The organism is Providencia sp. R33 (assembly GCF_019343475.1).
Classification (GTDB): Bacteria; Pseudomonadota; Gammaproteobacteria; order Enterobacterales; family Enterobacteriaceae; genus Providencia.
The window spans coordinates 1,662,242-1,680,704 of record NZ_CP072453.1 but is presented as its reverse complement, the minus strand read 5'-3'; the positions used below and the strand labels follow the sequence as shown (position 1 = coordinate 1,680,704).

The 18,463-nt window shown below is 39.8% G+C and carries 18 protein-coding genes; 8 read left to right on the top strand and 10 right to left on the bottom strand.

The features are described 5' to 3' along the window. Positions 1–278 precede the first annotated feature (278 nt). Positions 279–1,229, bottom strand: a complete 951-nt coding sequence (gene ydgH, locus J6836_RS07930; RefSeq protein WP_219248286.1) for a DUF1471 family protein YdgH — start codon at positions 1,227–1,229, stop codon at positions 279–281. 388 nt (positions 1,230–1,617) lie between these two features. Between ydgH and pntA the strand changes: the two genes are divergently transcribed. Together pntA and pntB are read left to right on the top strand one after the other, a co-directional pair. Further along, positions 1,618–3,147: a Re/Si-specific NAD(P)(+) transhydrogenase subunit alpha gene (gene pntA / locus J6836_RS07925; RefSeq protein ID WP_219248284.1), complete on the top strand. Its 1,530-nt coding sequence runs from the start codon at positions 1,618–1,620 to the stop codon at positions 3,145–3,147. Between the two features lie 13 nt (positions 3,148–3,160). Continuing rightward, the gene (gene pntB, locus J6836_RS07920) at positions 3,161–4,549 is read left to right on the top strand and encodes a Re/Si-specific NAD(P)(+) transhydrogenase subunit beta (RefSeq protein ID WP_219249440.1); all 1,389 of its coding nucleotides are present in this window, start codon (positions 3,161–3,163) and stop codon (positions 4,547–4,549) included. Positions 4,550–4,612: 63 nt separating this feature from the next. Here pntB and J6836_RS07915 read toward each other — a convergent pair whose 3' ends face one another. After that, entirely contained in the window at positions 4,613–5,812 is a 1,200-nt protein-coding gene (locus J6836_RS07915; protein ID WP_219248281.1) for an MFS transporter, read from the bottom strand. Positions 5,813–5,980: 168 nt separating this feature from the next. Between J6836_RS07915 and J6836_RS07910 the strand changes: the two genes are divergently transcribed. After that, positions 5,981–6,607 (top strand): TetR/AcrR family transcriptional regulator, encoded by a 627-nt coding sequence (locus tag J6836_RS07910; RefSeq protein ID WP_219248279.1) that lies wholly within the window; start codon positions 5,981–5,983, stop codon positions 6,605–6,607. Positions 6,608–6,659: 52 nt separating this feature from the next. Here J6836_RS07910 and uspE read toward each other — a convergent pair whose 3' ends face one another. Both uspE and J6836_RS07900 read right to left on the bottom strand, forming a co-directional pair. Further along, positions 6,660–7,610: a universal stress protein UspE gene (gene uspE, locus J6836_RS07905; RefSeq protein ID WP_219248277.1), complete on the bottom strand. Its 951-nt coding sequence runs from the start codon at positions 7,608–7,610 to the stop codon at positions 6,660–6,662. Between the two features lie 125 nt (positions 7,611–7,735). Further along, positions 7,736–8,491 carry an FNR family transcription factor gene (locus J6836_RS07900; protein ID WP_219248275.1) on the bottom strand — a complete coding sequence of 252 codons (756 nt, stop codon included), beginning with the start codon at positions 8,489–8,491 and terminating at the stop codon, positions 7,736–7,738. A 364-nt stretch (positions 8,492–8,855) separates the two neighbouring features. Here J6836_RS07900 and J6836_RS07895 point away from each other — a divergent pair, with 364 nt between their 5' ends. The 5 genes from J6836_RS07895 (at position 8,856) to J6836_RS07875 (ending at position 14,439) form a co-directional block, all read left to right on the top strand. Beyond that, entirely contained in the window at positions 8,856–9,866 is a 1,011-nt protein-coding gene (locus J6836_RS07895) for an NAD(P)H-quinone oxidoreductase (RefSeq protein ID WP_442959474.1), read from the top strand. Positions 9,867–10,270: 404 nt separating this feature from the next. Continuing rightward, positions 10,271–12,214 carry a pyridoxal phosphate-dependent decarboxylase family protein gene (locus tag J6836_RS07890; protein ID WP_219248273.1) on the top strand — a complete coding sequence of 648 codons (1,944 nt, stop codon included), beginning with the start codon at positions 10,271–10,273 and terminating at the stop codon, positions 12,212–12,214. 77 nt (positions 12,215–12,291) lie between these two features. Beyond that, the gene (gene tyrP / locus J6836_RS07885; RefSeq protein WP_255586403.1) at positions 12,292–13,440 is read left to right on the top strand and encodes a tyrosine transporter TyrP; all 1,149 of its coding nucleotides are present in this window, start codon (positions 12,292–12,294) and stop codon (positions 13,438–13,440) included. A 248-nt stretch (positions 13,441–13,688) separates the two neighbouring features. Next, positions 13,689–14,246, top strand: coding sequence for a PadR family transcriptional regulator (locus tag J6836_RS07880; protein ID WP_219248269.1), 558 nt, complete (start codon positions 13,689–13,691; stop codon positions 14,244–14,246). Continuing rightward, positions 14,239–14,439: a DEAD/DEAH box helicase gene (locus J6836_RS07875; protein WP_219248268.1), complete on the top strand. Its 201-nt coding sequence runs from the start codon at positions 14,239–14,241 to the stop codon at positions 14,437–14,439. Before J6836_RS07880 ends, J6836_RS07875 begins: the two co-directional genes overlap by 8 nt. Before the next feature lie 317 nt (positions 14,440–14,756). Here the strand turns inward: J6836_RS07875 and J6836_RS07870 are convergent, their stop codons facing one another. From J6836_RS07870 to J6836_RS07845, 6 genes are read right to left on the bottom strand one after another with little or no spacing between them, the layout of a single operon-like run. After that, on the bottom strand, positions 14,757–15,890 hold the full coding sequence (locus J6836_RS07870) for a phage integrase Arm DNA-binding domain-containing protein (protein WP_219248266.1): 1,134 nt from the start codon (positions 15,888–15,890) through the stop codon (positions 14,757–14,759). After that, positions 15,865–16,116, bottom strand: coding sequence for an excisionase (locus J6836_RS07865; RefSeq protein ID WP_219248261.1), 252 nt, complete (start codon positions 16,114–16,116; stop codon positions 15,865–15,867). Before J6836_RS07865 ends, J6836_RS07870 begins: the two co-directional genes overlap by 26 nt. 36 nt (positions 16,117–16,152) lie before the next feature. Continuing rightward, the gene (locus tag J6836_RS07860) at positions 16,153–16,722 is read right to left on the bottom strand and encodes a 3'-5' exonuclease (protein WP_255586351.1); all 570 of its coding nucleotides are present in this window, start codon (positions 16,720–16,722) and stop codon (positions 16,153–16,155) included. 9 nt (positions 16,723–16,731) lie between these two features. Then, positions 16,732–17,223 (bottom strand): hypothetical protein, encoded by a 492-nt coding sequence (locus J6836_RS07855; protein WP_219248259.1) that lies wholly within the window; start codon positions 17,221–17,223, stop codon positions 16,732–16,734. 2 nt (positions 17,224–17,225) lie between these two features. Next, complete coding sequence (locus J6836_RS07850) at positions 17,226–17,873, bottom strand: morphogenetic protein (RefSeq protein WP_219248258.1); 648 nt, start codon at positions 17,871–17,873, stop codon at positions 17,226–17,228. A 1-nt stretch (position 17,874) separates the two neighbouring features. Beyond that, positions 17,875–18,330, bottom strand: coding sequence for a hypothetical protein (locus J6836_RS07845; protein WP_219248257.1), 456 nt, complete (start codon positions 18,328–18,330; stop codon positions 17,875–17,877). Between the last annotated feature and the right edge of the window lie 133 nt (positions 18,331–18,463).

Genomic DNA, 18,463 nt, shown 5'->3' with positions numbered 1-18,463 from the left:
GTTAAAATGACGTTAAAACGCCACAGTAGCGATGAGTTTAACTGGCAGGTTTAAATAATCTAGTGACTTTGACTGCCATAATTTGAGTGGTGGATTCTACGAATGAAACGACAGATATGCAATGGAAAAATATGCATTTTATCAGGTGATTTATTCACTTTTGCGCTAATCTTAAAAAAGGACTGTAAGAAATGAGGTATAGAGGCGTGGCGCTGTAATCAGAGGCAAAAAAAACAGCCTAGTGATTTAGGCTGTTTTTTAGAAGAGTGTGCTATTTATTATTTAAATAGGTCGGCGCTAATTGTGACGCTTCCGCCATTAGACTGCCATTCTCTTGTAATATGGAAATATTTTGCACCTTTAGCTTCTGCACGTTTCGCAATTTGATAACGTACTTCAGGTGTATTGGTGTAGTAACCAGAGAATGTAATTGAGTCAAAAGGAACCATCTGCGCAGCAGCAGTTTTATTAACTTCTTCAATTACATAGCCACTTGGTAAAGTAACACTAGTACGACCCGGTTGGCTACTTGACGTTTCAAAGAAACGACCAACAGCTGTTGTTGGTTCTTCTGAGGAAGCAACACCAGGGATACGGACTTTTTTAGCAGCTTCGCCACCTTCAGCTAACAGAGCACGTCCTGCATCTGAATCGGCTGGCACAACAGCTTCTTCATTAAGAACTTGGCGTTTTGGCGCATCTTTCTTATAGATATAAGCGGTTGCTAATGTATTCCCACCATCATTCATTGCGATATTGCGAACGACATAAAATGAAGCAGCATTCTTTTCGAGTGCTTTTTTCGCTATGGCTTCGTATAAGTCTGGCTGGGAAGGGTAAAAACCACTTACAGTCACAGTATCGAATGGTTCGTACTGAACTGCATCGGTTTTAGACATTTCTTCAACACCACCGAATACACGGCGTTTTGGTTCATCGACACTTGATGCATCTTTGGCATAGACATCAGCCACAACACGCATGTTGCCACTATCACCTATATCATCAAGGCTTTGAATGTAAAAGGCATATGCCCCCATTTTATCAGCCCTACGGGAGACGGCATCGGATGCTTCATAGATAGCATTAAAGCGCCCTGTGACTGTTATACGCTCATAAGGTTTTAATTCAGTAGCCTGTTTTGGCGTCAACTCAACAGCCGCCTGAGTAGCAGTTATACTCGTTAATGATAACACCGCGGCTGCGATGACCGTAGTTTTCAGCTTCATACAAAATCCTTCCGCCTTGCGCAATTTATTATAATAAACGTGCTGAATCTTTGTTGTATCACATGTACGTGATTATTACACGTAACTGAACCTGTTGTCTCATGATTTTCTTTTTATAAGAAATAAATAATTATTGACTAGTCAAATTTACCAGAATTTTTAAAGTATCCAGTATTTTATTGACCTAAAACTAAGATTTTCATTGTGAATTCCATTTACTGTTTAAGAATCGCGATCAATTATGGATCAAGAAGCATATTTTCAGTAGGTTATTAGGACATTTAAAATCTGTTTATGCACAAAATAAGACTTTTCTCTGTGATGATGGTCATTATTTTAGCAAACACCCTATAAACAACATTACATTAGGCTTTAAAAAGGGAACATTATGCGTATTGGTATACCAAGAGAACGACTTGCCAATGAAGCGCGTGTTGCTGCTACACCGTCAACAGTCACCCAACTACTTAAGTTGGGTTTTTCTGTTTGTGTAGAACACAACGCTGGCCATTTAGCAAGTTTTGATGATATCGCCTACGAGCAAGCTGGGGCTGAGATTGTCGATCGTGACACAGCCTTTGCCGCGGATATTGTTTTTAAAGTCAACGCACCATTTGAAGATGAAATCCCGTTATTAAAAGAAGGGGCTACACTGGTGAGTTTCATCTGGCCAGCACAGAATGCTGAACTGATGGATGCTTTAAAAGCACGTAATATCAACGTGATGGCAATGGATGCTGTACCTCGTATTTCACGTGCTCAATCACTAGATGCGCTAAGCTCGATGGCAAATATTGCAGGGTATCGTGCCATCGTAGAAGCCGCTCATGAATTTGGTCGCTTCTTCACTGGGCAAATTACAGCTGCAGGTAAAGTTCCACCAGCGAAGGTGATGATCATCGGTGCTGGAGTTGCAGGGCTTGCTGCCATTGGCGCCGCAGGTAGCCTTGGTGCGATTGTACGTGCATTCGACACTCGCCCAGAGGTGAAAGAGCAAGTTCAAAGTATGGGTGCTGAGTTCCTTGAACTCGATTTCAAAGAGGAAGCTGGTAGCGGTGATGGTTATGCAAAAGTGATGTCTGAAGCCTTTATTAAGGCGGAGATGGAACTGTTTGCGGCTCAAGCAAAAGATGTTGATATCATTGTAACTACTGCGTTGATTCCGGGTAAACCAGCACCAAAATTGATCACTAAAGAGATGGTCGAGTCCATGAAGCCGGGCAGTGTTATCGTGGATCTAGCTGCACAAACGGGCGGTAACTGCGAATTAACACAAGCAGATAAATTAGTTGTTACTGACAATGGCGTCAAAATCATCGGTTATACCGATTTACCAAGTCGCCTGCCGACACAATCATCACAGTTATACGGTACCAACCTTGTTAACTTGATGAAACTCCTGTGCAAAGAAAAAGATGGCGAAATTAATATTGATTTTGACGATCTGGTTATTCGCGGTGTAACTGTCATCAAACAAGGTGAAATCACTTGGCCCGCGCCACCAATTCAGGTATCTGTACAGCCGCAGGCGAAACCGAAAGCGGTGGAGAAAGTTAAAGCGCCTGAGAAGAAAATGTCGCCAACGCTGAAATATGGTTTGATGGCATTAGCTATTATCCTTTTCGGCTGGTTCGCAAATTCTGCGCCAAAAGAGTTTTTATCACACTTTACCGTGTTCGCGCTTGCGTGTGTTGTCGGTTATTACGTGGTTTGGAATGTGACACACGCATTGCACACGCCATTGATGTCAGTCACCAATGCGATTTCAGGGATCATTGTTGTTGGTGCGTTACTGCAAATTGGCAGTGGCGGCTGGGTAAGCTTCTTATCCTTTATTGCCATATTGATCGCAAGTATCAATATTTTCGGTGGGTTCACAGTAACTCAACGCATGTTAAAAATGTTTCGTAAAGGGTAAGGGGTAACTTATGTTGTCGAGTGGAATTGTGACAGCGGCGTACATTGTTGCTGCTATCCTATTTATTTTCAGTCTTGCAGGGCTATCACGCCATGAAAGTTCTCAACGTGGGAACACATATGGTGTAGTAGGTATGGCTATTGCGCTTATCGCCACCATTTTGGGACCTCACAGTGCCAATGTAGGCTGGATGATCGTTGCGATGGTTATTGGTGCCGTGATTGGTATTCGTTTAGCGAAAAAAGTTGAAATGACTGAAATGCCTGAATTGGTTGCTATTTTGCATAGCTTCGTCGGTTTAGCGGCAGTGCTAGTCGGTTTTAACAGCTTTATCGCAAGTGAAGGCCATGCTGATGTTGTGATGGAAAACATTCATTTAACCGAAGTTTTCTTAGGTATCTTCATCGGTGCAGTAACCTTTACGGGTTCGGTTGTGGCTTACGGCAAGTTGTCAGGCAAAATGTCATCCAAACCGATGATGCTGCCAAATCGCCATAAACTTAACTTAGCAGCACTGGTCGTTTCATTTATCTTACTCGTGATTTTCGTTAAGACACAAAGCGTTGGTTTGCAAGTATTCTTAATGTTAATCATGACAGTGATTGCATTAGCCTTTGGCTGGCACTTAGTGGCTTCTATTGGCGGTGCAGATATGCCAGTGGTTGTTTCGATGCTGAATTCATATTCAGGTTGGGCAGCGGCGGCGGCAGGTTTCATGCTAAGCAATGACTTGCTGATTGTTACAGGGGCATTAGTTGGTTCATCTGGTGCTATCCTGTCTTACATTATGTGTAAGGCAATGAATCGTTCATTTTTCAGTGTGATAGCGGGGGGCTTTGGTACAGACGGCTCTTCAACAGGCGCGGAAGAAGAAATGGGTGAGTACCGTGAAAGCACTGCTGAAGAAGTCGCTGAAATGTTGAAAAACTCAACATCAGTGATCATCACCCCAGGCTACGGCATGGCAGTTGCTCAAGCACAGTACCCAGTTGCGGATATTACAACTAAACTGCGCGAGCGCGGTATTAACGTCCGTTTTGGTATTCACCCAGTTGCGGGGCGTTTGCCAGGTCACATGAACGTGTTATTGGCTGAAGCCAAAGTCCCTTATGATATCGTATTGGAAATGGATGAAATTAATGATGATTTCTCTAACACTGATACAGTATTAGTCATTGGGGCGAATGATACCGTTAACCCAGCGGCGCAAGAAGATCCAAATAGCCCAATTGCGGGTATGCCTGTTCTGGAAGTTTGGAAAGCGAATAATGTGATTGTATTTAAACGCTCAATGAATACTGGCTATGCCGGTGTGCAAAACCCATTGTTCTTTAAAGAAAATACACAAATGTTGTTTGGTGATGCGAAAGACAGTGTTGACGCTATCTTACGTGCATTGTAATCACTGAATAATTAGGTAGGTATTATGGGGTTATTGGCTGATGCCAGTAACCCCATTTTTTAATTATTTATTGGTACAAAATCGAGCGCAATTGGTTAAACCGCGTGCAAAAGTAAAGACCAGTAAGAATGCGAGTGACGCAATCATTAACATGCTAGCCATTAAGACACCGCCATCAAAATGATCCATCACATACCCACCCACTAAGCTACCGATAGTAATTAAAATCAAAAACATAAAGGTAATTAAAGCGGAACCTTTCTCTGTTAGCTCAGGAACATGGACATGCATCCACATATTGATTGTGGCAGGAACCATACCCGCCGCCACACCCCATGAGAAAACGAATATTACGCTAGTTGCCCAATTAAAATCTAAGGTAGATAACGCCAAAAATGCTAAGGCTAACAATAATGCGCTGATGGCAAAATTATAGCGAACGTTAAATTTCCCCACGTAACCCGCTAAAATATTGCCTACGACACTGGCGAGGCCAAAAAATAGTAATAATGCAGAAATTTGCCCTTCAACAAACCCTGCGGTTTGTTTGAAAAACACGGTAAAATAGTTATAAGCCGAAAAATGTGCTAGAAAAATTAGGGTAAATATAATCAAGCCCTTACGTGCAATTGGGTGTGAAGGCATGAGCAATAATTCCTTCCACTGCATTGATGATGACGGTTTCAACGAAGGTAACGAAAAATATTGCATTAATAGCGCTGCAATTCCCGCAACAACTAATGCGATGTAGGGCATTCTCCAACCATAGTTGTCAGATAACAATGCACCTAAAGGAACCCCAATGACGGTCACCAATGTTACCGCAGAAAAGAAAATGGTTACCGATGTTGTAATTGCCATATTTTTAGGTGCTAAACGGATCACAAGGCCAGCTGCAACACCCCAGAAACCGCCTAATGCGATGCCGAGAGCAAAACGGCCTAATAGAACCAAACTAAAGTTGGATGCGAATGCGGTAATGGCATTGGCAAATATCATCAGTGCAACTAAAAAGAGTAATACTTGGCGTCTATCGATATTTTTTGCATATATTGGGACGAACAGCGAAGAGACCATCCCAGCGATTGAGGTTACTGTTACCGTTAAGCCGGCAGTCCCTGTTGATATTTGAAAATCACGAGCGATATCATTTAGCACGCTTATGGCTAAAAATTCGCCTGTAACAATAATGAAGCAGGCAAACGTTGCAGATAATAGTGAAAGCCAGTTACCATTGTGCGAAGAAAGATTAATTGTTGTCATGTGCTTTCCATGGAAAATTGAATAAAGTGTAAAGATATAATTTTATAGTGACCGCTATAGAATTATTACGCTATTCTTTATACTTATTTAAACGCTGTCAATTATTATTATAGTGATCGTTATAAAATGTTTGTGCTACACTGTATCGATGACGGGTGAAGTGAGAATATGAAACCGATAAAACGTGGGCGGCCCAAAGGGTTTGACCAACAAGACGCATTAGAAAAGGCCATGTTATTATTTTGGCAAAATGGTTATGTGGCAACATCGATTAGTGATTTAACGCAAGCACTAGGTATTACTGCGCCCAGTCTTTACTGCGCTTTTGGTGATAAAGCATCACTGTTTAATCAATGTATTGAGTATTATTTAGCCAATGAAGCCTGCCCGATTTTATCTATCGTTAAGCAAGCGAAAACGGCGAAAGTGGCGATTGAGTTGTTGATGTATGAAAGTGCAAAAAAACTTATTCAACCCGGTAAACCCGCAGGTTGCATGTTAATTACTGCCACCATGAACGGCTCTAAGCAAATTGAAGACGTGCAATTGAATGTGCAAGAAAAACGCAAAAGTTACCAAGAAATTTTGTTGCAGCGCATGCAAAAAGGGATTGAAGATGGTGATGTCGCGCCTGATGCTCCCATTCATGCCATTGTGGATTTTTATATTACGGTGATTGATGGTTTTACCATTCAAGCTTGTGATGGTATTGAGTTAGAAAGGTTGAACCAAGTTATTTTTAATGCGATGCAGGCGTGGCCTATCTTCAATACAAACTTACAGTCACAAACATGACCTTTGAATAGAAAACCCCCAAATGAATGGGGGTTAAATTTTAGGGGATAGCTTAATCGTCATTATCAGTGGCATTAATCGGGCACACAAAACCATCTGGTTTTATTGCCAATAAGTCACATTTCAGTTTATCGATAACGTGTTCAGCAGTATTTCCTAAGAACGCAGCAGATAGGCCTGTACGACCTAAAATACCGAGCACAACAACGCCAGCTTGCAATTCCTCACACATTTCTGGAATAATTTTTTCTGGTAACCCTTCGCGAACATGAGTGTATTTCTCATCGATACTGAATTTCTGCCTTAATTCCTTCATGGCGATTAGGTGCTGGCCACGTAGCGCATTGTTATAAAGGCTTGGGTCAAAATCAGGCAGCTCAATTGCAATATTCATCGGCGCGACAGGGTAGGCGCTGACAAGATGAATTTCTTGTTCCTTAATGATTCGCGTCGCTAAATCACGCGTTTTTTCGACCAACTTAATATTTAAGTCATCGTGGTAGGATTCTTCATTGGATAAATTAACCGCAACCACTACTGAGCCGTGATCAGGCCAGACCTTATCTTTTACCATCCATACTGGAGATGGACATTTTCTGAGTAAGTGCCAATCTAAAGGTGTGAAGATAATGGATTCAAAATTATCGGTCTGGTGAGCCATTTTCAATAACAAGTCATGTTCGCCACTGATGACTTCTTGAATAATGGCTTCATAAGGCTTGTTATGCCAGATCACTTTAATTTCGATATCAATACCCGCTTCGAGGTAGAAGTGAGCTTGCTGTTTAATCCACGCCGCTTTTTGGCTAATGACACCTTTACGCATAGCATTACGCTCTTCAGGAGAAAGTAATGTCGTCATGTCATAAGATAAATCATAGATAGGTAAAAACGCTTTTATCCGTCCACCATTACGCTGCACGATGTAGACAGCACGTCTTAATGCAGGTTGATCATCCTGATTTGGGTCAATTGCAACTAGCAGGTTTTTATAGTTTGCCATATTGGAGTCCTCTCGATACACGGATATTTCCACATAGATAAACTAAGTTATTGGCGTTAAATAGGCAAGAAATCTGGAAAAAAAAACGAAAACGGACCACCATTAATGTGATCCGTTTGTGGAAGTTAGCTAGTAATTGCTGAAACTTTACCTGCAATATCAGTCAATTTAGTCATATCTTCGATAGTGATATACTTGCCTTTTACGCTAAGCATGCCACTTTTTTGGAAGCGACCTAATAGACGGCTAATTGTTTCAACGGTTAAACCGAGGTAATTACCGATGTCGCCACGGGTCATGGTTAATCTGAATTCTCTTGGTGAAAAACCACGTTCAGCGAAACGATGGGAGAGGTTAAGAATAAATGCAGCTAAACGCTCTTCCGCATTTTTCTTGGATAATAAAAGGATCATTTCTTGATCGCCTTTAATCTCACCACTCATTAAACGCATGATTTGTTGACGTAGATTTGGCATTTTACCAGATAAATCATCTAACGTTTCAAATGGAATTTCACAAACCATTGATGTTTCAAGCGCTTGTGCAAAACTTGGGTGCTGTGTATGAATAATGGCATCAAAACCAACGAGATCGCCCGCTAAATGGAAACCTGTGATTTGCTCATCACCTTCTTCAGTTATGGTGTAGCTTTTTATTGTGCCTGAGCGGATGGCATATAAAGAACGTAACTCATCCCCAGCCTTAAATAACGCTTGGCCTTTTTGAATAGGTTTTTTACGCTCAATGATATTATCAAGTTGATCCAGTTCATGTTCATTCAGTGTGAAAGGAATGCAAAGTTGACTAATACTGCAGTCCTGACAATGAATTGCACAACCACCAGACTGGATGCGACGAACAACTCTTTTTTCTGGGATCATATTAAATGCTCAATCAAGTTAAAATTATTGATATGAGTCAATTTTAACATAAGATAAGGCGGCTGGTAAGTAGTAATATATGACAGAATTGGCTAATTAAATAAAATAGCCAGATAAGTGAAGGGCATCAAGTTAGTAAAATTAGACGTTAATGCTAAATTAACGCAGATTACTAAATATTATGTTTGATATAGATTAAATATTAGCACCTAAACAATAAAAAGATGACTTACGTCACCATTAGAATTAATACTTAAAAATGCAAATTTAAAGCACGTTTTATTAAACTAATTAGCATTAATTTAACACAAAAATAAATTTAAAAATATCAATTTTTCAAATTAACATCAAAAAGGAGACCATGATGACTCATGTTCAACAGCCTTTACCAACTACAATGACCGTGGTGGATATTATAGAGCCAGGTGGCCCTGAAAAATTGCAATTAATTAAAAAACCGCTTCCAAGAATTTCTGCAGGATATTTACTTGTTAAGGTTGAAGCTGCGGGTGTTAATCGCCCTGATATTTTTCAACGCGAGGGTTCTTATCCACCACCTGCTGATGCATCTCCAATTATGGGATTGGAAATAGCGGGGACAGTTGTTGCGAAAGCAGATGATGTTGATAATTGGCAATTAGGTGACACACTTTTTGCGTTGGTGGCAGGAGGCGGTTATGCAGAATATTGCTTAGTGCATAAAGATATTGCATTGCCATTAGGTAATTTATCATTTATTGAAGGCGCTGCCATTCCTGAAAACTTTTTTACTGTCTGGGCGAATATGTGCCAGATTGGCCAACTAAAGAAAGATGAAACTGTGCTTATTCACGGGGGAACATCTGGTATTGGCAGTGTGGCTATCATGATAGCGAAAGCAATAGGGGCAACAGTGATCACGACTGTCGGTTCTGAAGAAAAAGCCAATGCTGCAAAAACATTAGGCGCAGATTGTATAATTAATTACCGAACTGATGATTTTGTCGACGCCACGCAAAACTTCACATTATCACGTGGCGTGAATATGGTTGTTGATATTATTGGTGGTGACTATGTGGCTAAAAACTATTTAGCTGCGGCAAAATTTGGTCGAATAATTCAAATTGGCATGATGAAAGGAAACCCAGAACGACTCAACATGATGCCGCTCATGGTGAAACGGTTAACGCATACAGGTTCAACTATGCGTTCACGTTCTATTGATGAAAAAGTGCAGATTGCAGCAGAGTTAAAAGTACACATTCTGCCAATGTTACAAAATGGTAAAATGAAACCAATAATTAACAAGGTATATACGTTATCACAAGTGAAAGAGGCTCATCAATATATGACGTCAGGTGATTTAATTGGTAAAATAGTGCTATTAAACAAATAATTATAAAATTAAATGTATAAAAAACGACTTTCTGTTACCTAATGGAAAGTCGCTACAGGTAATTTTTGATATAACAAATTATTTACATTATCAAGCTTTTTTAGCGTAAATAACTCTTTACAGCTGAATAATTTTTGATTTTTTGTGCCCGCCCACAATTCCAAACAAAATTCTGATTAGTTTGTTAATAATTAAATAAAAATGAATTATACCTATAAGTAAGTTGGCCATTAACGGTTTGTTTATCAATAAGTAACACTTAAATGATATTTTTAAATGTATATCATTAATATATTGATATCTTTTATATAAACACAGTCCGTTATGCACTTTCCAATGATATTAAGTGAATGAACTTAAGTACAATTAGATGAATGCTAATTGTAAGTTGAAGGTGTAGTGAAATGAATAATTTTAATAATTCGAAAATGAATGTGGATGCACTTTTTTTAGGTCCAAAATCTGAGAATGCTGTATTTTTCAAAGAGATGATGGAGTATTCGGTTACAGAACACATACATTGGCGTTCAAGTTACCACCCTGAAGACCCCGAGCATATTACCACTGTTGACCGTTATGATCCCGAATACAGGGACACATTGTACCGAACTGAGGGGATCCTCAATCAATTATCTTCAAAATTAAAAAGCACGTCTGTTCCTTGGTTTTCACCACGTTATATGGGGCACATGAATGCAGATACATTCATGGTTTCAAATCTCGCCTATGTAATGGCAATGATGTACAACCCAAATAATTGTACCCAAGAAGCATCCCCAACAACGACCGTACTTGAACTTGAGGCAGGGTTAGATCTGTGTGCTATGTTTGGGTATGACGTGAACACCGCATGGGGGCACATTACATCGGGCGGGACAGTGGCGAACTATGAAGGTGTATGGGTGGCTCGAAACCTGAAAAGTTTGCCATTAGCCATTGCTAAACATGAAAAGTCACAGCATCTATTGAGAGATAAATCAGAAAAGGAACTGCTCAATTTACCTGTAGGTACAGTGTTAGATCTTATCGATGAACTGAAGAAATTAAATATTTTTGAAGAGGTTAGAGAGCTAACAGTGCGTGGCGAAGGTGTGCCACAACATAAATTGGGCAAGTTATTAGTACCTCAATCTAAGCACTATTCATGGATGAAAGCGATGGATATCTTAGGGCTTGGCCAGCAAAATATCGTACAGCTACCTGTTGATGCAAGCTATCGTACTGATGTGCAGAAAATGCGTGAAACAGTATTTTCATTAATCGAGGCAGGAGAGCCTATTCTTGCCGTCGTTGCTGTTGTCGGCACGACAGAAACAGGCGCTATAGATAATGTAAAAGCTGTTATTGATTTGCGTCGTGAATGTGAAGAGCAATTTGGTGTGTCTTTTTATGTGCATATCGATGCCGCATATGCAGGTTATGCCTGTGCGATGTTCCGTGATGAAAACAATCAATTTATGGAATATGACGCACTTATACAGCGTTATCATCAGGATAGTATTTTCCCCAAGGATCTTACTTGGCCAAAAGCAGATGTTTATGAAAGCTTTAAAGCGTTAAATCAAGCGGATTCCATTACAGTTGACCCTCACAAAGTGGGGTTTATCCCCTATGCTGCAGGGGCTATTTGTATGAAAGATAAGCGCATTGTTGATTTAATTTCTTATCATGCAGCTTATGTCTTTGAAGAAGTTCAAGAAAAGCACCGTAAATTAGACAAACAGCAAAATGTTGTTTTAGGGTCATCAATAATGGAAGGTTCAAAGGCGGGAGCAACAGCAGCGGCGGTTTGGGCTGCACATAGGTTAGTTCCGTTGAATCTTTTAGGGTATGGCAAAGTGCTTGCTGCGGGTATCACAACTGCTAATTGGATGATAGAAAAAATCAATCAATGTGAGCCGTTTAATATTGATGGGCGCAAATTTACAATTCTTGCGATGCCAGACCCTGATTTTCATATGATTAACTTTATGTTCCGTGAATTAGGAAGTTCATCGTTAGAAAAGCAAAATCGCTTAAACAAACGGCTTTATGAACTGTGTTCTTATGCAGCTGGTCGCACCTATTCAAACGATTTTTTAACCTCATCAACATCACTCACCTATGAAGAATATGGTGATAACCCATTGAATTTATGTCGAGATGCTAATTTTACTGACAGCGAATGGCATAACGTTCAGTCGGTGTATGTTTTAAGAGCCGCTGTCATGACTCATTGCTTACGTGATAAGCAACATTTTGAAAATTATTGGGACGCACTAACTTCAACGTTTGAAGAAAAATTACAGCAACTCGTTGATGAAGAAAATAAAATAACGCATTCCAATTATAAAATAGCCTCTAATTAATTTGTTAGGATCTCAATATGAAAAATCGCACATTGGGTAGTGTTTTTATTGTTGCAGGTACGACGATTGGCGCTGGGATGTTAGCAATGCCAATAGCAGCTGCAGGTAATGGCTTTTTAGTTAGTTTAGGTATGTTATTGGCTCTGTGGGCTTTGATGTGCTACACCGCGCTTCTATTAGTGGAGGTTTACCAGCATGAATCCCATGAAACAGGAATTGGTAGTGTTGCTCAACGCTATTTAGGGTCTGGTGGCAAGTTTATTACTGGTTTTAGCATGATGTTCCTGATGTACGCGTTAACCGCGGCTTATGTGAGTGGTGCGGGTGAAATCATTACTTCAAATCTAAAAAGTAGTTTTGCGGTTGAAATGGCGGATTGGATGGGGATTGTCCTGTTTACGGTAATTGGTGGTGGGGTTGTCTGTTTTGGAACCTCATCAGTCGATTTTATTAACCGTATATTATTCACTGCAAAAATTATTTTCTTGGTCATTATCTTGGCGTTAATGATGCCACATGTAGAGCAGCAAAATTTGTTGGCTGCACCAACTGAGAAGGTTCTTATTTTATCTGCAATCCCCGTCTTTTTTACCTCATTTGGTTTTCACGGAAGCGTCCCAAGTATTGTGAAATACATGGGGGGAGATGTGAAAAAACTGCGAATTATCTTTATTATTGGTAGTGCTATTCCTCTTATCGCCTATATTTTATGGCAAATCGCGACATTAGGGAGTATTGGAACAACGACATTTGTGGGCATTTTAGCTGAAAATGCAGGGCTTAATGGCTTATTAGATGCGATTAAAGATGTCGCCCAATCAGGCCGTACTGAGTTAGTCGCACAAATGTTTATGAGTTTGGCATTGGCAACATCGTTCTTAGGTGTAGCGTTAGGGTTATTTGATTTCTTAGCCGATTTATTTAAGCGACAAGATAATGCAGCAGGGCGTATACAAACAGGTTTGTTGACGTTTGGGCCTCCTTTAGTATTTGCACTATTTTATCCGAAAGGGTTTGTGATGGCTCTGGGTTATGCTGCAATTGCTTTATCCATTCTTGCGTTATTATTACCAAGTGCAATGGCATTTAAATCACGCACATTAAATCAGCGCAGCTACCAAGTATTGGGCGGGCGAATTGGTTTGCTAGTCGTATTTTTATGCGGAATAGTTGTTATTGGTGTTCAACTGGGTATTGTATTTAAAGTTTTACCCGATATCGGTTAACCACCTATTTTAAAGATAAACCAGTCTGCGGGCTGGTTTTTTTATGCTCAAAAATAAGCGATTCAGATAATTTACAGCACAATAATGACTGTTTTACGGTATATCAATGCGTATAATCTAACTAAGAATGATTATCATTAGCACGTTATGCACAAAAACAGATATATCTAAAGCTGGCATTTTTCGTAGAAGTGACTATTATATTCGATATATCGGTTTTAGCATCAAAACAATCACTGAGAATTTGAATGGCTAACGAACAACAACTTGATCCTTGCTTATGTAATGGCAAGAGTGTGAGTCGGATGTTTAACCCTAAGCAGCTAAGAATATATATTCTACACTTACTGACTGGGGGGATAAACTACGGCTATGAGCTGATCAAAAAAATTTCAGAGGAAACGGCAGGGTTCTATTGCCCGAGCCCCGGAGTGATTTATCCGACTCTAACATTGTTAGAAGAATTAGGCTTTATTACTGCAGGCGTAGGTAAAGAGAATGATAAAGGGCGTAAGTGTTTTGTCATCACACCAGAAGGGCGGTGCTTTTTATTATTAAAAGCTGAACTTTTAGCAGAAGTTCAACTAAAGTTAAATTATGCACAAGAGCTTAAAGCGGGAAACCAGTTTGCCAATGAAATTGAATGTGCAGTGGATAAATTTAAATCACTCTTAAGGCATAAAATCGTCTTACAGCAATTAAGTAAAGATGAATCAGCCCAAGTTGTTGAAATTATTAACCGAGCGGTTGAACGGATAGAAGAGGTCAACGCGGTGTTAGTTAAGGAAGGGAAACTAAATGGCTAAAACTAATGACATAATTCAAGCAAAAGAGCACTTATATATGACAAATAATCGTAAAGAGACGCAGGATAACACTTCTCCACCGACTGAAGCTGATAAAAGCATAAAAAAAGAAGATAAATTTAAAGAAGTTATCTGCCCAAATGTGCCGACATCCTATTTTAAGCGTGCAAAAAAACAAAAAATTAAATATTAAGATGGATGGTTTACAAAATCTTTATTCAACAGCGGCTTGAATGAGTGGTTAGCTCTCGCTATATGAAGATAGGTCATATTAAAATAAAACCCCGAGCGGTTAATATGATTAAAAATTTTAATGATATTTATTGTGTAACTATTGGGTTAAATCAGGTAACCCGTTGTAATTATATAAAGTATATCGGTGGTGGATTGCTATGCATTGATTTTATCATAAAAAAAAATACTGGGTTTCGGGGTGTTTTCAATACTTTAAAAAGCCTCCCCAAAACCCCACCAAAACTCATCCCCAAAACAGCATGGAAAATGAGCTAATTAAATTACTACAATTTGCCATTCTTTTCCTCGGTCATCATTATATTTATCTGTCATTATTTGATTTTGGTGCCCAAGTAATTTTTGTGTATCTATACCTTGCTCTCTGTACAATCTCTCAGATAATGATCTAAGCTCATGGAATGATGGAGCAGTACCTTCTTTCCATTCCAGCCCACACTTATTTCGTGCGTTTTTAAACGATGTGGTCAGTGATGAGTTTGATACTTGCCCTCCGACTTTTGCATTTCCTGCTGTGTGTTTGTAATGTAGCAGGTAAGGACTAACAACAAGATCTCGACACATAGATACGACATCACCAAGTGTTAGATTTAATGCATTGCACCTTAGTGAAAGAGGTATCGCTAATTTTGTTCCTGTCTTCTCTTGCTGTACATGTAACATTCCATCCCAAATATCTGAGAATTTCATCTTTGTAATATCACCAAGTCGCTGACCTGTAATAACAGCCAATAACATTCCATGTCGTAAATAGCGCTGGTGGTTTGCGGATTGTTTATAGATTTCCTCCCATTCCTCAAAAGATAAACGTTCACGCTTGACTTTATTGCGTGGTTTTTTGGTGGCTTGTGCTGGATTATAGCCAGGTGGTACATGCCCCATGTGCTGTGCTTCTTTAAATACATCGATAAGAACAAATCGCACAACTTGAGCCATTCGATTGTGTCCAAGCGCTTTTACTTCATCGATGATCCTAACAATCTCTAATGCTGTGATATCTTTTAGTGACAATGTTCCACAATGCTGCTTGAATAAATTTAAGGGCTTTATTTTTTGTTTGTATGAATTTAATTTTAATTCACCTAAGTCAACACGTTCCTGCTGAATTTCTAGGTATCTATCAATCCAATTAGTAACACTAATACCTATTTTTTTATTTTTAATTGTAGATAAGCGCTCATTGACGCTGAGTATTTGCTTTGTTTGTTGCTCCGCGATAACGGTGTTTGCTTGAGATGCCACTAATGCAGCTTCCTCGGCATCCGTGCCAAGGCTATGAAAGGTTCCAGTTAATGGGTGCTTATATTGCCAATAGACTTTCCCATTCCGTTTATCAAGTTTTCGATATAGATTGGGAATTGTGATTTTATGAGAGCGTGGTCTTGCTGCCATCAGATAATATCCTTTTTAATTTGTCGCTGGCCCCATTCGGTAATTGCGGCTTTGAAACAATCCCAACCCATCGAGAATCACGATCTATTACCCATCTTTTACCCATTTTAAGGGCTGGCGGTACCATCATGTTCGCTTTTGCGTACTTTCTTAGCACTTGGGTGCTGGGAGCGCTTTCACCGAATTCTATTTTTGCCCACGCTTCTAGAGATACCATTCTAGACATAATCACCTCCACATCTGCCGCATACAGATTTAAAAATTAAATATTGTCGTTAACTGGTTTAATTAAATGCTGGTGGATAATAGACACATACTTAGCCTGATGGATTGCATCAGCTAACGCATTGTGTTGTTCACCCTCGAACTGAAGTGTTTTCTTTGGGTCGATGCCAGCGTTACGGCCTAGCTCTACAATCGTTCTCACGCAGCGATTATTCCAATGTTTCCAAAACGGCTCTAAATCAACGGCAATATAAGCATTACGAAGAATGACGTTATCGTAATCAACACCATTTCCCCACACTTGAACATCTTCAGTTAAAGAGTCCTCTGCAAAGCAGTTAAGATCATGTAATGCTCTACGTAAATTAACCCCGTCAGCAACGATGGCAGATCTAGCCTCACTACTTTGCTTCATCCACCAAATAACGGTATCAGCATCTATATGAAGCCCTGCACTTTGGCAGCTAGGTAAATCGACTACTTGATAAAATGTAGGGCCGATTTCACCAGTGGAAGGCTCAAAAGCTACAGCACCAATAGAAACAATGGCCGCATTGTTATGTGTGCTCATTCCTTCTAGATCTACCATCACATGGTTATATTTCATTGTTAGTCCTTATTTATTTAAGCGATATACTGGGATGTTATTTGCCCTGCTTTTTTCTTCATTAATATGCGTAAAGCCATGAATCCTGATCCACTTCTCGCCTTTTGATTCCATGTAACCAATGGGCTTTAGGTTATTTATGTGCTCCAATTCCTTCTGCATTTCAGTACATTTATCAGCTAACTTAACTACCAAACTAATCAAGGTTAAGTTTTCCTGCTCCCTTGCATCAAGTAACTTATGCCATTCAGCATCATCAGCGCAGAACGCTTCGATTAATTTAGTACTATCTTCATTGACCTTGTAAGCGTGTTCAATGTACTCACAGAGTTCAATTACCTGATGATAATTAGACAAAAGAATAAAGTATTCATATGGTGAGCCATGACTCCAGTCGTCTGTTAATTCATTTTTTAGCCAAATATGATCATATTTATTGACCTTCAACTTTATTGCCGCAGCTTTTAATTCCTTGACTAATTCAAGCACCTTATTATTCATAATCACACTCGCTTAAACTCAATAACCCACACCCACGGGTTACTATCCCATCCGTCAGTGCCGTTGATATTTTCCCAATCACGCCGAAATGCTCTTACTGGTTTTTCAAACCACCCAATTGAATTAGCGGCATCAGATTGTGAATTATCAAAGCCTTCTGCCTTTGCATCTTCTTCACTAATTGATTGCAAGCGCTCTACGCGAACATCAGTAATTTCTAATGTAATGCGTGAAGCCCAGCGAGGCATATTGCTTGATGGCTTCCAACCGTAGTGAATATTGCCATCTAAATCGCAAAACTCAGGACGGTACCCACCATCGGCTGCATACTCACAGAATTCACTGGTCTGGAATTTGTCTGCATCGGCGCGATAATTGTCGAGATGGTCTTCATCAACTAACGGGCCTTGCCATGTTTCACGAACCCAAAGGCGATCACCAACTTTACCAAGTGGACATTTTTTGTGTGCAAAATTACGATTAGTTTCTCGGTCATCACTACCGGCACCAAAAAGACCACCTTTCCACTTAAAGCCTGATTTTTGCGTTAGCTCTGGTTGTGGATTAATAATTCTACGAGTTTGAGTTTTACGGCCATCAAGGATGGCGCGTACCATTTCTGAGTTAAAAATAATTCCGCGCTCTTTCATATCAGCCACCTATACGTGTAGCAGTTCTAATGCGTTCATAAACCTCACTAGCTTGAATACGTTCATCACCAACATCACAGGCGCAGAAATATTCAAATGCAGCTTTTTCAGCCTCTTTATGTGCTCTGAGGAATTTTGCCTTTAGTTTTGCCACATCAGGCCTTAGCCATGAACAAACAGGACCATCTTCTGATTCAGAAATGCCACCGATAAACCAACCATCACCTTGAGGTTTGCTGGGCACCCACCCTGAGATATCACACTGGCCATCTTCAAAATAGAGCTTGAATGCTGGGTGGCTTTCATCAATATCGCCATCCATATAGACATTACAGATTTCAAGGCAGTTGTTATCAAACCATTGTTTTAAATATTCACCGTCTTCACTTACAGGAATTTGAGAGTGAGCCCAGTAGCCAAGTTCATCGCGTTCTACTAACTCAGGTTTAATAGACATATGCACCCCTACACAATAATTCTGTAAACTGAATTAACTGTTTGTATATAGCCATCAGTTAAATAAGTATCGATATTGATAACTCGTGATGTTTGAATAGGGTCACCATCTTGAAAGCGTTTTTTCTTATCTA

Coding starts and splice junctions, on each gene's coding strand:
- J6836_RS07900 (WP_219248275.1), bottom strand. CDS start 8,491: ATGATCCCAGAAAAAAGAGTTGTTCGTCGCATCCAGTCTGGTGGTTGT.
- J6836_RS07915 (WP_219248281.1), bottom strand. CDS start 5,812: ATGACAACAATTAATCTTTCTTCGCACAATGGTAACTGGCTTTCACTA.
- ydgH (WP_219248286.1), bottom strand. CDS start 1,229: ATGAAGCTGAAAACTACGGTCATCGCAGCCGCGGTGTTATCATTAACG.
- J6836_RS07895 (WP_442959474.1), top strand. CDS start 8,856: ATGACTCATGTTCAACAGCCTTTACCAACTACAATGACCGTGGTGGAT.
- J6836_RS07890 (WP_219248273.1), top strand. CDS start 10,271: ATGAATAATTTTAATAATTCGAAAATGAATGTGGATGCACTTTTTTTA.
- J6836_RS07910 (WP_219248279.1), top strand. CDS start 5,981: ATGAAACCGATAAAACGTGGGCGGCCCAAAGGGTTTGACCAACAAGAC.
- J6836_RS07850 (WP_219248258.1), bottom strand. CDS start 17,873: ATGAAAGAGCGCGGAATTATTTTTAACTCAGAAATGGTACGCGCCATC.
- tyrP (WP_255586403.1), top strand. CDS start 12,292: ATGTTAGCAATGCCAATAGCAGCTGCAGGTAATGGCTTTTTAGTTAGT.
- J6836_RS07855 (WP_219248259.1), bottom strand. CDS start 17,223: ATGAATAATAAGGTGCTTGAATTAGTCAAGGAATTAAAAGCTGCGGCA.
- J6836_RS07860 (WP_255586351.1), bottom strand. CDS start 16,722: ATGAAATATAACCATGTGATGGTAGATCTAGAAGGAATGAGCACACAT.
- J6836_RS07875 (WP_219248268.1), top strand. CDS start 14,239: ATGGCTAAAACTAATGACATAATTCAAGCAAAAGAGCACTTATATATG.
- pntA (WP_219248284.1), top strand. CDS start 1,618: ATGCGTATTGGTATACCAAGAGAACGACTTGCCAATGAAGCGCGTGTT.
- J6836_RS07845 (WP_219248257.1), bottom strand. CDS start 18,330: ATGTCTATTAAACCTGAGTTAGTAGAACGCGATGAACTTGGCTACTGG.
- J6836_RS07870 (WP_219248266.1), bottom strand. CDS start 15,890: ATGGCAGCAAGACCACGCTCTCATAAAATCACAATTCCCAATCTATAT.
- uspE (WP_219248277.1), bottom strand. CDS start 7,610: ATGGCAAACTATAAAAACCTGCTAGTTGCAATTGACCCAAATCAGGAT.
- J6836_RS07865 (WP_219248261.1), bottom strand. CDS start 16,116: ATGTCTAGAATGGTATCTCTAGAAGCGTGGGCAAAAATAGAATTCGGT.
- J6836_RS07880 (WP_219248269.1), top strand. CDS start 13,689: ATGGCTAACGAACAACAACTTGATCCTTGCTTATGTAATGGCAAGAGT.